Source organism: Variovorax nitratireducens (genome assembly GCF_051216545.1).
Classification (GTDB): Bacteria; Pseudomonadota; Gammaproteobacteria; order Burkholderiales; family Burkholderiaceae_C; genus Variovorax.
Window position 1 is genome coordinate 248,874 of the sequence record NZ_JBPJZO010000002.1, and the last position, 12,473, is coordinate 261,346.

Genomic DNA, 12,473 nt, shown 5'->3' on the forward strand with positions numbered 1-12,473 from the left:
CCACTCAGGCAGCCATGGCCGTCTGCCGCCAAGACCTGATTGCCCAGCATCCTGCAGACAGGCCAAAGCATGCCGTCACGCAGAGCGCCAGCTTGAGCGCGCTGTCGAAAAGCAGCGGCGCTACAACGCCCGACATGATTGCGAAGATCAGCATCTGCATGAAGTTCAGGAGGGATGCCGCCATACCGCGCATGGCGGGCACCAGTTCCAGCGTCATGAGGCTCATCCCCGGCAGCCCGAGACCCAGGCCGAAGGTGTAGACCATGACCGGAAGAACCGCCCAGGGCACGGTGGCTGCGAACGCGAGGTTGTAGGCCACGTTGGCGACCGACCCGAGTGCCATGCATGCGAACCCGAGCCGAATGCTCACGCCGGGAGGCGCGCGGTGAGAGAGCTTCGAACCAACGGCGGAACCCAGCACCAGGCCTCCGACCATCGGCACGAAGAGCCACGCGAACTGTGTTTCGTCCAGACCGAGGATGTGAATCACAAAGCTGGACGATGAGGCGATGTACAGCCCCAGTCCACCAAACGCGAAGCCGACCGCCAATCCGCCGAAGAGAAATCGCGTATTCCGGATCGTCGCAAGGTAGTTTCTTGCCAGATGCGCGGGGTGAAAGCTCGAACGCGATGCGCGCGGGAGACTTTCAGGCAAAAACCACAGGCATGCCACCAGCAATACGGCTGCAATGAGCGCCATGAACACGAAGGCCGCCTGCCAGCCAAAGTGGGCTTGCAGGTACCCGCCTGCGATGGGCGCGATCGCTGGAGCCAGGCCGAACACCATCATGACCTGGGCCATGAGCCGCTGGGCCACGGGCCCGGAGAACCTGTCGCGGATCATGGCTTGGCCTACGACCATTCCGCTTCCGGCAGAAAGGCCCTGCAAGACGCGAAATGCCAGCAGCCAGCCGAACGAGGTCGATAGCGCCGCCCCGATCGACGCGGCCGTGAATACGAAGAGCGAGGTCTGGATCACACCGCGTCTTCCGAATGCGTCAGAGAGGGTGCCGTAGAACAGGCTCATCGCCGCAAAGGCCAGCAAGAAGCCGCTGAGAAGTTGCTGCACCACGTCTGGCGCAACGGCGAACTGCTCTCCGATCGCGGGAAACGACGGCAGGAAGGTATCGATGGCAAAAGGGCCGACCATGGCCAGTCCCGCCAGAATGAGTGCAAAACTCAGTGTGGGTGCATTCATTTTCTGGAGGGCAATTCGGAAGAATAGTGCTTCAGCGCGTGGAACGTGAATCGGTGAATATGATCGGCGAGCGAATCAATTCCTGCTTCGTCATAAGTTATATGGGGCGCCAGCATTTCGTTCATTGCCCTATTGTGTAAATAGAATACTGCCTGGCCAGTCACGCTGAACATGCAATGCTGCAAATCCGCCTCACTCAAGTCTTGGCCTGCAATTGCCAGCACAATTGTTTTCAGCCGGCGCTGCTGCGGAATAATGTCTTTTTCGACAAAGATTCGCACGACCTCGGATCGCTCGAACAACTCCCGCCTGATCAGCTTTGTCAGCAATGAGGTCAAACCGGGCAGCAGAAGATTGGAGAGAAATCCTTTGATGAAGTCTCGCAAGTGCGCACTCGCTTCTGCTTCGTCGCGCGGCTCCGCCCGGGCAGGCTCCTTGAGTTCCTGGTCGCGGGCGTAATTCAGGACTTCGGCATAAAGGTGCTCTTTGCTCCGGAAGTGGTAATTGACCATCGAGACGTTCACGCCCGCGGCGGCGCAGACGCTTCGGATGGTCGTGCCCCGAAAGCCCGATTCCACAAACAGTTCGGCAGCCGCCTGTAGCAAGCGGCCACGGGTTCCTTCAGAGGGGTTGGCCATGTCAAACACTCGTTTCAATCAGTTGTTTGAACTGTATTGAAACTGATAACCGATGTCAAGAAGAGATGCGCGTCAGCTCGGCCTTCGGCAAAGGCCGCAATTGCCGGCTCGGTCAGTCAGACGCTGGAAACCTCAGGCTGCCGCAGCGGGCCAGCCAGCTTGCGCGGCGCGGTTTAGCGCCGAGCGCACCACCCAGCGGTGGAACGGTGCGATCGCGAGGATGGGTGCGGCCCAGCAGGTTGTGGCAGTGCACCACGGTGACGGCGGTCAACTGGCCCGCTGACCGCTGCACCGACACGCGGAAGTCCAGGTGCCGGTCGTCCTCGCCCAGCACCACTTCGTCGGGCAAGGTTTCATAGATGCGGAAGATGCCGACGCGCGGCGGGCTTGCCGCGCCATTGTCGGCACGCAGGGCGCGCGCAGTTTTCAGGCCGAACAGCGACACGATCGCATCGCGCACGGCCATCAGGCGGTCGACCCACGGCGCCGGCCGCTCCAGCGCACAGCGCGCGAGCGCCAGCACGTCGTGCGTGGTGCCAGGCGGCAGATCGATCGCGAACGCGTCGGCCAGCGAGGCGCCGGGGTAGAGGCGCGCGACCCGCACCCCGGTCGGCAGCGCAACGGCATGGGCGCGATGGGGTGGCGCGGGCACCAATTCCTTGCCTTAGCAGTTGCCCTTTTTCGCCTGGCCCGGAGGGCAATGGCCGCCGCCGCCGTGGCGGTCGTCATGCCGGTCATGACGCTCGTAGCGTTCTTCGTGGCGATCGTGCCGGCGTTCTTCGCGGCGTTCTTCACGGCGTGCTTCCCTGCGCTCCGCGCGGCGCCAGTCGCCTTCGCGCCAGCGCCAGCCGCCATCAGCCTGGATCCATTGGCCGGGCGCGTAGGCGTAGTCAGGGCGGGCACGCTGCCAGTGGCCACCGGCCCAAACGTAGTCGCGGCCGTTCCATTGCCAGCGGCCCGGCACCCAGACCTGGCCGGCACGCGGGCCCGGCATGCGCTCGAAGCGCGGCTGCGGTGGCGCAATTTGCACCAGGCCCGGCACGTTGATGTTGACCGAAACCTGTGCGGCCGCAGGGAGCGCCGCGGCCGCAAGCAGCGCGGCGAGGACGAGGGGGATGGCTTTCATGATGAGGGAATTTCCTTGTTCTGTCGAAACCCGGAGGGGTTTACCTGCAACGCAGGGGCGCGGCGGATAGCCGACAGGATATTCCCTTGTGTGTTGTCAGCCGCCGCGCGCGGCCACGATCATGTCAAGTTCCACCGCCGCATTCTTCGGCAGGCTGTAGACGCCGACCGAGGTGCGCGTGTGCACGCCGGCCTCGCCAAAAACGCGGTGCAGCAGGTCCGATGCTGCATCGGCCACCTCGCTTTGCTGCGTGAAGTCTGGCGCGCTCTGCGTGTACACGGTGACGCGCAGCATCTTCTGGACGGCGTCGAGCGAGCCGAGCGTCTGGCGCAGGATCGCCAGCGCGCGCAGCGTGCAGATCTGCGCGGCCAGCCGCGCCTGGTCGAGCGACACCGCCTCGCCGACCCGGCCCGTGACAACCACGGTGCTGCCGACACGCGGCACCTGCCCGCTGAGATAGACGATGCGGCCATCGCGCACGGCCGAGGCGTAGTGGCCGCCAACGCGGATTTCGCCCTCGAAGCTGTGGCCGAGATCGGCCGCGATCTGATCTGCGATGGCCTGGCGGGTCGGTTCGGTCATGCGGTTTCCTTGTCGGTAGGGTGGTGAAGCGGGCGTTGCGTCGCGCGGCGCCACAGGGTCTGCCAGGCGGTGTACAGGGCGTGCAGCGCGGACATCGGCCGGTGGCTCCGGACTTCGGCACCGTCGCCCAGCGCCCGGAGTTCGACCCAGCCGCCGTTCTCAAGGCGGTGGCTCCTGCCTTCAGACAGCGTAGCGACCGGCGCCACCAGAGTGTCGCCGAGCCAGCGCAGCGGCTCGCGCACGATGACCTCGCCTGCGGCAACCTGCAGCGTGGTGTGGGCGTCGAGCGGCATGTGCAGCGTTTCGCCGCGCTGCAGCCGGGTGATGGTGGTGGTCGAGGTGCGGATCATCGAAGGCTCCTTGAAGCAAGGCCTTGATGTTCGCCCTGCAGGCCTCCGCAAAACAGACACAGCCCGCGCTGTTGCGACCGGAACAGCGCAGCGGCCGTGCCGTCTGTTATGGTCGTTTTCGCGCAATCTGCATCTGTTTCAACCCTGCGCTCCCGGCCACCATCGGGCCATGCACATGATGACGACGCCGTCGCCCGCCCAGCCGCCGCTCTACCGCCGCCTCGCCTCGCACTACCGCGGCGCGATCGAGGCCGGCTCGCTGCAGGCGGGCGAGCGCATGCCCTCGCTGCGCAACCTGATGCGGCTGCACGACATCAGCCTGTCGACCGCGCTGCAGCTGTGCCGCACGCTGGAGTCCGACGGCTGGGCCGAGGCGCGCGACCGCTCCGGCTACTTCGTGCGCCGGCCGCAGCGCCTGCGCATGACGCCGATGGACGAGCCCCCGGCCGGCCAACGGCCCGACCCGGCGCAGTACGTCGGCATCCACGCGCGGGTGTCGGACTTCGTGGCACAGCGGCGTGCGGCCCACATCAAGCTCAACCTGTCGATCGCGCGTGCCGCGCCGCAGTTCTACCCGGCCGAGGCCTTGCGCGCCGGCATGACGCGCGCGCTGCGCCTGCACCCCGAGCTGCTGGCCGGCGTGCCGCCGCTGCAGGGCGACCCGCACTTTCGTGCCGTGCTTGCCAAGCGCGCACTCGCAGCCGGCATGACGCTCGCGCCCGAGGAGGTGCTCGTCACCAATGGCTGCATCGAGGCGCTCAACCTCGCGCTGCGCGCGGTGGCGAAGCCCGGCGACACCATCGCGGTGGAATCGCCCACCTTCTACGGCCTGCTGCAGGTGCTGGAAAGCCTGGGCCTGCGTGCGCTCGAAATCCCCACCAGTCCGCAGACCGGCCTGTCGATCGAAGCGCTCGAGTTGGCGCTGCAGACCTACACCGACATCAAGGCCGTGGTGGTAATCCCGCACCTGCAGAACCCGCTGGGCAGCGTGATGCCCGATGCGCACAAGCAGCGGCTGGTGCAGCTGTGCGAGCAACAGGGCATTGCACTGATCGAAGACGACACCTACAGCGAGCTGCTCGACGTTGACCACACGCCCCGCGCCATCAAGTCATGGGATCGCGGCGGCAACGCCGGCAACGTGATCCATTGCGCGTCGATGCACAAGATCCTGGCGCCCGGCATGCGCCTGGGCTGGATCGCGGCCGGCCGCTGGCAGGCCCGCGTGGAAATGCTCAAGTACGCGCAGACGCGCAACAACGAGGTGCTGTCGCAACTCGGCGCCGGCACATTCATGGCCACCGGCGCCTACGACCGCCACCTGCGCCGGCTGCGCACCGCATTGCGCGGCCAGCGCGAGCGCACGGCCGAGGCGATAGCGCGCTACTTTCCCGCGGGGACGCGGCTGAACCTGCCCAACGGCGGCCTGCAGCTGTGGGTGGAGATGCCCCGGCAGTGCCAGTCGGCCGCGGTGTTCGACGCAGCGCTGCGCGAAGGCATCCTGGTGGCGCCGGGCTGGCTGTTCTCCAACAGCGCGCGCAGCGATCACTACCTGCGACTCAACTGCGGCTGGCCGTATGACGACGCGATCGATGCGGGGTTGAGGCGGTTGGGGGAGATCGTGGGGGCGGCGGCGGGGTGAGTGGTTGGGCACGGGGTCAGCTGGAAGAATCTTTCCCGAATTCGCCATGTGGCCCTCGCATTTGAAAGACCGCCATTGGTCATAGACGACCGTCCGTTTGGATCGCGCCGATGGCTGATTAAGACTGAAAGCTGCCGTTTGCCAACTCACAGCGAATGGCTCTGTTAGGTCTGAAGCAGAAGATCGGTCTGCGCCGAAGCGGTCAATGACTTGAAGGGCGTGCTACTTGGCAAGTTTGACACTGTCGCTTTATCGGAGCAGCAACTTGCGAGCCGCCTTGCATAGGTCAGCGGTCTCGCGTCTTCTTCCCAAGAAACGGCTTGAGTCTGTCATCCACGAAGTGGTTCGGACGCCATCCCTTTAATAGTCGGTCCAGCAGAAAAGCGTCAGCCGCCCCTGACACAACGCCTGCGGTTGGATCAAGAAAACCTGAGCCGAGCGAGAACAGGTAACGCAGCCCCTTGACTGGTGCCTTGTCAGCCCACGTATCTGCGTTCAGAGCTTCGATGTACTCGCTGACGAGCTTCTGGTCGGGGCTCGTCCTTGCCAACCAAGTCTTAAATTTTTGAGCCTTGTCCAAAAGCCTTAAGAAGTCAGGGAATGACCGCTCGCCACTGTCGATGACATCTCGGACGCTTGGGAAGTTGGCTAAGACAAGCTCGGAAAATTGATCTCGCGCTTGAAGATTGAGGTCTGAGCGCTGAAGCAATTGCGCTTGGCGCCACCTGACCAATGCCGAATTTGAACTAGTAGTCGCAAAGTCGCCTCCGTAGAACGCCGCCAAATGCATGTCAGCTCGCGACTCGAGGATGAGGTTGAGCAAGTGTGCAGGCGCCAACGGCTCAAGAGCAGGCGTCATGCGCGCTCTGCGCTGGTTCACCCCATCGAAATCTATGTTGGTAAACAGAAAGTAGCCTAGGTCGCTCAGAACGTAGTCGGCCTGAAGGCTGTCCCCCGCGTCATACCCGCCGGGTACCGCAGCAAGTCCTGCCCGAAGGAGCCCTTTGAGCATTGCAACATCCTTGGCGTCTGCGAGAGCCGCACTCGTTATGCCGCCCTTCACAAAGTCGTCGCTCGTGAAGCTCTTTTGAGGAACTGCTCCAACAAATGCCTTTGCCTCAGCCTTCGCTCGGCGACCGTCAATTCCGTTCTGTCGAAGACCAATTTCTATGCGTTCCGCACGATTCTTCCCCCGATCGTCCCCATGGCCCACCAATGTGAAGGTGCTAAAGCTATGTGCTTGCGATGCGCCGTGAGTATTGGTAATTGTTCCCAACGTCTCCTCGCAGTGGACAGCCTGCAGTCGCCCTTCTTTTACGAGCGCAACAACATCGCTGATGCTGCCGGTCTTCGCGAGCGAGACCAGTGTCCCGTGGCCGATAACTATGCGAGTGTTTTGGTAAAAGAGAAGCGCTTCTGCAATGGCGCCCCAAGTGACGTTTCCGACCTCCTCGCTGTTCCTAAGTACGATGCTTTCGAACACAGTCCGTCCCTCTGGCGTTACACGAATCCACCTCGACTTCAGGCTAGAAATCGCCCCTGTCTCAAGTTGCTATTGGTTTAACCTCCAAATCGAATTGAGAGCCGGCAAGGACTAGGTTGTGCCGAGTAGCACATCCAAGAATTTCACCAAAAAAGGAGTACTTCGACAGCGCTCCATTCTGGCCAGGCGGCAAGTAAGGGCCGACGAGTAGTTCTTCAATCGGAGCTGGTTCTTCCAGCTCAATGTCCAAAGCTTTGCGGTCGCCTACAGGTTCATCCCCCACAAAAAAGATGCGAACCTCGTTCTCATGACAGAAGCCAATCCTCTTCATTAGCACCGCCTCGGCAGCAAACCTGCTCACAGGTTTGATCAGAGCTTCTCTAGTTCCTTCAATGGCTCCGCGAAGGTCTGCCTGCTCCATGTATCTCACTCTTCCCACGAACAACTTTGGAAGCACGCCGCCACCGACTCGCTTGGCGTTTGCCAACGTACGCACGAGCGCCCTAAGGGATCGGAACTTCAGACGCACCCGCCCCGCGTTGATGCGCCAGAACGCCTCAGACGCGTAATGATAAGTAAAGCACTTCGCATAGATCGCCATGTTTCCGAACGGTGCGCCCGGGTCGAAGAGTTGCTGCGCAACGTAGTGCTCGTATTTATCTAACCACGTCGTTGGATGGTCGAATCGAACGCGGCAATTATCCAAAAGTGCGGTTGCTTCAGGATCACCTTCGACGTACCGATAGACGGGCACATCAAACCCGCCGAGCTTCAAAAGCTCTGGATCGACATGCGCACCATCGATGTGTTGCCAATCGACCTGCTCAAGCTTCAGCCGACGTATGAAAGTGTACGGATCGTAGGAACCCATGTGCGGAATCTACCCCGAAAAGCAAGTGAGGCATTCCCCGTGGATCCTTCTGAGATGCAAGACCTTGATCGATACTGCATCCATGGACGATTTGATAGAGCACTTCAAAGCATCAGCCGACAGGCACTTCGTCACGCTTTCGTGCGTGCAAACGCTTCCCGACAGGTCTGAGATAGCGCATGTTTTTCGGGCTTCATCGCAGAAGTCTCTGGCGCATGGGCCTTCGTGACCGCGGGCTACGTCCTGCACCGGCTCGATGAGGCGATGGCGGCCGGATCGAAGTTCTCAGTTTGGCGCCCCCGTTCGACATCGGCAGCATCGCTGTCAGAGAAAAACAAGGATCGAGCCAAAGAGCCTGCGATGTGCGCCGGAACACGGGACAAACTCTTGCGCGGCTGTCGGCGACTAAGGTCAGGGCGCTGGCAGCTCGTCGCCTGAGATCAAGCTCAACAAGCGACTCTCACAACACCAACCGATGAACCTCAGCATCTCCTATGTCCCAAGAAGCGGGCCGGCACCATTCACAATGCCTCCCAGCTCCAATTTCATCATGCTGTCGCCCGACACATGGAATGACTTCGGTTATCAGACGACGTTCAAGACCTACGCTCGGCTCGAGGGGGAATATGTCACCCTTGGCTCTATTCAGATTCTTTTTGAGGAACACAAGAACTCGTTCGACCGCCTTGCCAGTTCGCTCGGCGATGCACTCTACGCCACCTTTCCGCTTCAGCACGCTGACTACGTATCAACACCGGCGACCTTGGCGTTCTACCAGCAAGTCATCGGTCTTTTAGGTCTTGATGCTGCCGTTCAGGTAGCAATGGCTCTGCGGGACGCGAGCTACATGGCGCGCGTGCTGGAGGACGAAGCAGCCCTGGCTTTGGTTCGATCCGAAGGATTTCGAGTTTCGTTGCAGCGCGAGCGGGGTGCCCAGCGGGCGTTCGAACTGGGCTGGAAGTTGCTCGGTGGCGACGACGTTGACATCGGGAAAGTGGAATTTCGTTGTGCGGCCGTCGATGACACGCCACTGAGACTAAATCTACAGTTTTCCTCCGGAGAACTCTTGCCACACGACATCAACGTGCTTATCGGCCCCAATGGGATGGGGAAGTCTCAGATGCTGATCAAGATGGTCAAGAATTGGCTCGAACTGGACCAAGAGATGACTTCTGATGTCGGTTTCCAGCGCCGACCGCGTTTCAGCCAGATCGTCGCGATCTCATACAGTCCGTTCGAGCAGTTTCCCATCGACGAAGGTCCGGGGGAGCGCAAGGACAAGAACATTTATCGATACTTTGGGTTGCGTGGGCACGCTGTAGAAGCAGCTCTTAAAACGCATGGGGAGATCACGCTTTCGCCGCTTTTTGCGCAGCGGAGCGCTGCCCACTCGCTGCTCGATTGCTTTGCGGATGATCAGAAGTACAAGCACATCCGAGGTTGGTCGCAGAAGACAACGAATGTCTTTCGCGTCCTGAACAAAGCGATCGAGTTCGACGGGGTCGCGCTGGCTACGAAGGCAACCGTGGATCTGGATGATTTCTTGGCCAACAACGTCAACGCGGCGGTGCGCGAACTGAGTGTCGCCTTTGACTTTCCGTTCGAGCCAGTTGAAGGCTCGCCTGTCGAGCAGCTTCGTTGGTTCTCGATCGATCCAGACCTCGCAGAAACGATGGACGTAGCGGCCTTCCGAAAGCTGTTCTTCGCCGATGCCGGCGTCGGAATCCTCAAAGGCGATCGCCTTTTGAAGCTGAGCTCAGGGCAACGGCTGTTCTTCTATATCGTCATCAATGTTCTCGGTGCGATGCGGCGCGACTGCCTTGTCATTGTCGATGAGCCGGAGCTCTTCCTCCATCCAACTCTGGAGATCGATTTCATCAAATTGTTGAAGAATGTCCTGGCGGAGTACTCATCAAAGGCGCTGATCGCTACGCATTCAGCGACCGTCGTCCGCGAGGTACCGCAGGATTGCGTCCACGTCTTGCAAAGAACGAAAGATGCGGGCATTGAACTGAACAACCCGCCGTTCCAGACATTCGGCGGTGACATCCAGAGAATCTCCTCTTACGTGTTCGATGATCGATCTGCGCGCAAGGGGTACGAGGACTGGATTCGCCAGAAGCTCACCGAGTTGGGCACTACTGAAGCCTTGATAAACGCGCTCGGTGATGAGATCAACGAGGAGCTGCTCATCCAAATTCATGCGATGAAGGGTGATGCACCGTGATGCACTTGGTGCTGCCGCAGATCGATCATGACGAACTGATCGACACCCTGGTCAACGAGCGACAGAACGGCATCCATGCGCAGTACTTCGAAGGAATCCGCGAGCAATGGAAGATTCGAACTCGCTTCTATATTGCGCGTGGCGGCAATCCTGAGTTGATCGAGCCTTGGAACCTGGTTGGCGAATATGGAGGAACCCTAAGGAACCTCTATAGCAGCCGAGTTCCAGATGCTGTGCAGACTTCAATCATCAGAAATCTGAGGGACAGGAAACTGCAACTCTGCCCGTTCTGCGGCGAGAGCGGTGCACCCCGCACCCTCGATCACTATCTACCTCAGCAGGACTTTCCAGAACTGGCGGTGATCCCAGCAAATCTAGCGCCCATGTGCGATGCCTGCCAAGACGAGAAAGGCACAAAGATAGCGGATGAAAATAATCGACGTTATTTCCTGCATCCTTACTTCGATGAAGTTACCAAGTGTCAACTGATCACTCTAACCGTCCACGAACCCTATGACGCACCGACAGGATTCGACTTGCGGCCCATCCTGGTACTTGAGGATGGATGGCGCTCACTCGTGGAGCGTCATCTGAGAGAGCTCGACGTGAAGGGACGCTTCACAAACTACTTTGATGAACAGTACGTTCGCTTGCTGCGTCAGGTCCAGGAAATACGTGCGGGGAATCAGAACGTCAGGTGGATAGTTGAGCAGTTTGTGAGCATAAACCGCAAACGGTCGCGCAACTGTTGGGATCACGTGTTCTATGCAGGTGTGCTCGCCAACGCAGAACTCATGATGTTCCTTGAAGTCGGCGACCTCCCCCAAAACCTCTAGATGCCAATCAAAGACAGCTGCGTGCGGAGGCATTCTGCCGAACCAGCGAACGGCTGGTCATGGCCGGCAGGCGTCTGTAGCTCAGCTTCGCATAGTTGCCAGCGATAAGACGCTCTGACCATCACGAACGAGGCAATAGCCAGCGCCGCCCGTCATCGGCTCAGGAAAGTTCTCCCAGTACCAAATTTCATCATTCGGGAGCATCTCCGCCTAGCCCAGCGCGCGAGCCACTGAGGACTTAGTGGTATTCCGAGTTCGGCGGACTCCCGCGCCAACTCAACCTCGACCTCAGACACAGATAGACAGCGCCTCCAGAACTCTGAGGGGGTTAAGGTTTCATGGACGACGAAATTTCAAAGGGCCAAAGGACTGCTTGGGCGCGAATTCTCACTCGGCGGCGACTGACCGTCATCATGCTGAATCCAACAGCCGTTTCGCTTGCATCGCAGACATAGGAGCGCGCAACAGGTCGCTGGCCGTTCCCTTTCGCCCCCTCAATACGTTCGAACAGCCCTACGTCAATCCCGCTCACGGCGCCAGCCGAATGTTGGCATCCTTGATGATCTTCGCGTAGATCGCCGCATCCGTGCGCACGACCTTCTGGAACTCCTCGGGCTTGCCGCCGCCCACCTGCAGGCCCAGCGCCTCGATCTTGGCTGTGACTTCCGGCAGGTTCAGGATGCGGTTGATCTCTTCCGACAGCTTTTGCACCACCGGCGCCGGTGTGGCGACGGGCAGGAACACGCCGAACCAGCCGTAGGGGTCGAAGGAGTGGTAGCCCAGCTCGGTGAAGGTGGGCACGTCGGGCAGGCCGGGCATGCGCTGCGCGCCGGTCACGGCCAGCGGGCGCATGGACTTGAGGTGCGGCCGGGCACTGGCGCTGTCGACAAAGGCCGAGGCGAGCTGGCCGCCGACCAGGTTGGTCACCAGCGGCGCGGCGCCCTGGAAGGGCACGTGCACCAGGTCGATGCCGGCTTGCATGTTCAGCAGCGCGCCCTGGATGTGCGACGAGGTGCCGGCGCCGTAGCTGCCGAAGTTGTACTTGCCGGGGCTGGCCTTCACCATCGCGATGAAGCTCTTCAGGTCTTTGGCGGGCGAGTCCAGCGGCACGGCCAGCATGCTCGGGCTGCGCGCGATCATGGTGACGGGCGCGAGATCCTTCAGCGGGTCGTAGGGCAGCTTGTCCATGAGCGACGGCTGCTGGATCAGCGCGGTGATGGCGATGAGCATGGTGTAGCCGTCGGCCGGCGCCTTGGCAACAAAGCTGTTGCCGATGGTGCCACCGGCGCCGGGCCGGTTGTCGACCAGCGCGGGCTGCCCCCAGGATTCCTGCAGCTTCTGCCCGATGGTGCGCGCCAGCGTGTCGGTGGCGCCGCCGGCGGGGTACGGCACAACCAGCTTCAGCGGCTGGTTCGGGTAGGCGGTTTGCGCCAGGGCCGGTGTGGCCAGCACGGCGGCCAGGCCGGTGGCAATGCCGGCCGCAATACAGAGTCTTCGCATCTTCGATGTCTTCATGGTCT

At 61.0% G+C, this 12,473-nt stretch carries 12 protein-coding genes; 3 read left to right on the forward strand and 9 right to left on the reverse strand.

The annotated features are described in order from the left end of the window. Positions 1-4 precede the first annotated feature (4 nt). The 6 genes from ACSFA8_RS06475 to ACSFA8_RS06500 all read right to left on the reverse strand — a co-directional run bounded on the left by ACSFA8_RS06475 (position 5) and on the right by ACSFA8_RS06500 (position 3,894). Positions 5-1,198 (reverse strand): multidrug effflux MFS transporter, encoded by a 1,194-nt coding sequence (locus tag ACSFA8_RS06475; RefSeq protein ID WP_435478679.1) that lies wholly within the window; start codon positions 1,196-1,198, stop codon positions 5-7. Continuing rightward, positions 1,195-1,836: a CerR family C-terminal domain-containing protein gene (locus ACSFA8_RS06480; RefSeq protein ID WP_435478680.1), complete on the reverse strand. Its 642-nt coding sequence runs from the start codon at positions 1,834-1,836 to the stop codon at positions 1,195-1,197. Before ACSFA8_RS06480 ends, ACSFA8_RS06475 begins: the two co-directional genes overlap by 4 nt. A 112-nt stretch (positions 1,837-1,948) precedes the next feature. Next, positions 1,949-2,488, reverse strand: a complete 540-nt coding sequence (locus tag ACSFA8_RS06485; RefSeq protein ID WP_435478681.1) for a DUF2867 domain-containing protein — start codon at positions 2,486-2,488, stop codon at positions 1,949-1,951. Positions 2,489-2,500: 12 nt separating this feature from the next. Then, entirely contained in the window at positions 2,501-2,962 is a 462-nt protein-coding gene (locus tag ACSFA8_RS06490) for a hypothetical protein (RefSeq protein ID WP_435478682.1), read from the reverse strand. 96 nt (positions 2,963-3,058) lie between these two features. Continuing rightward, positions 3,059-3,544 carry a RidA family protein gene (locus ACSFA8_RS06495; RefSeq protein ID WP_435478683.1) on the reverse strand — a complete coding sequence of 162 codons (486 nt, stop codon included), beginning with the start codon at positions 3,542-3,544 and terminating at the stop codon, positions 3,059-3,061. Then, positions 3,541-3,894, reverse strand: coding sequence for a hypothetical protein (locus tag ACSFA8_RS06500; RefSeq protein ID WP_435478684.1), 354 nt, complete (start codon positions 3,892-3,894; stop codon positions 3,541-3,543). Before ACSFA8_RS06500 ends, ACSFA8_RS06495 begins: the two co-directional genes overlap by 4 nt. 169 nt (positions 3,895-4,063) lie before the next feature. Between ACSFA8_RS06500 and ACSFA8_RS06505 the strand changes: the two genes are divergently transcribed. Next, the gene (locus ACSFA8_RS06505) at positions 4,064-5,536 is read left to right on the forward strand and encodes an aminotransferase-like domain-containing protein (RefSeq protein ID WP_435478685.1); all 1,473 of its coding nucleotides are present in this window, start codon (positions 4,064-4,066) and stop codon (positions 5,534-5,536) included. Between the two features lie 286 nt (positions 5,537-5,822). Here ACSFA8_RS06505 and ACSFA8_RS06510 read toward each other — a convergent pair whose 3' ends face one another. Continuing rightward, a complete protein-coding gene (locus tag ACSFA8_RS06510; RefSeq protein WP_435478686.1) occupies positions 5,823-7,019 on the reverse strand; it encodes a hypothetical protein in 1,197 nt (398 codons plus the stop codon). Between the two features lie 61 nt (positions 7,020-7,080). Continuing rightward, the gene (locus ACSFA8_RS06515) at positions 7,081-7,890 is read right to left on the reverse strand and encodes a hypothetical protein (protein ID WP_435478687.1); all 810 of its coding nucleotides are present in this window, start codon (positions 7,888-7,890) and stop codon (positions 7,081-7,083) included. Positions 7,891-8,440: 550 nt separating this feature from the next. Between ACSFA8_RS06515 and ACSFA8_RS06520 the strand changes: the two genes are divergently transcribed. Then, positions 8,441-10,117 carry an AAA family ATPase gene (locus tag ACSFA8_RS06520; RefSeq protein ID WP_435478688.1) on the forward strand — a complete coding sequence of 559 codons (1,677 nt, stop codon included), beginning with the start codon at positions 8,441-8,443 and terminating at the stop codon, positions 10,115-10,117. Beyond that, the gene (locus ACSFA8_RS06525; protein ID WP_435478689.1) at positions 10,117-10,953 is read left to right on the forward strand and encodes a hypothetical protein; all 837 of its coding nucleotides are present in this window, start codon (positions 10,117-10,119) and stop codon (positions 10,951-10,953) included. Before ACSFA8_RS06520 ends, ACSFA8_RS06525 begins: the two co-directional genes overlap by 1 nt. A 528-nt stretch (positions 10,954-11,481) precedes the next feature. On the opposite strand, the gene ACSFA8_RS06530 is transcribed toward ACSFA8_RS06525, so the two are convergent. Continuing rightward, positions 11,482-12,468: a Bug family tripartite tricarboxylate transporter substrate binding protein gene (locus ACSFA8_RS06530; protein WP_435478690.1), complete on the reverse strand. Its 987-nt coding sequence runs from the start codon at positions 12,466-12,468 to the stop codon at positions 11,482-11,484. Positions 12,469-12,473 lie beyond the last annotated feature (5 nt).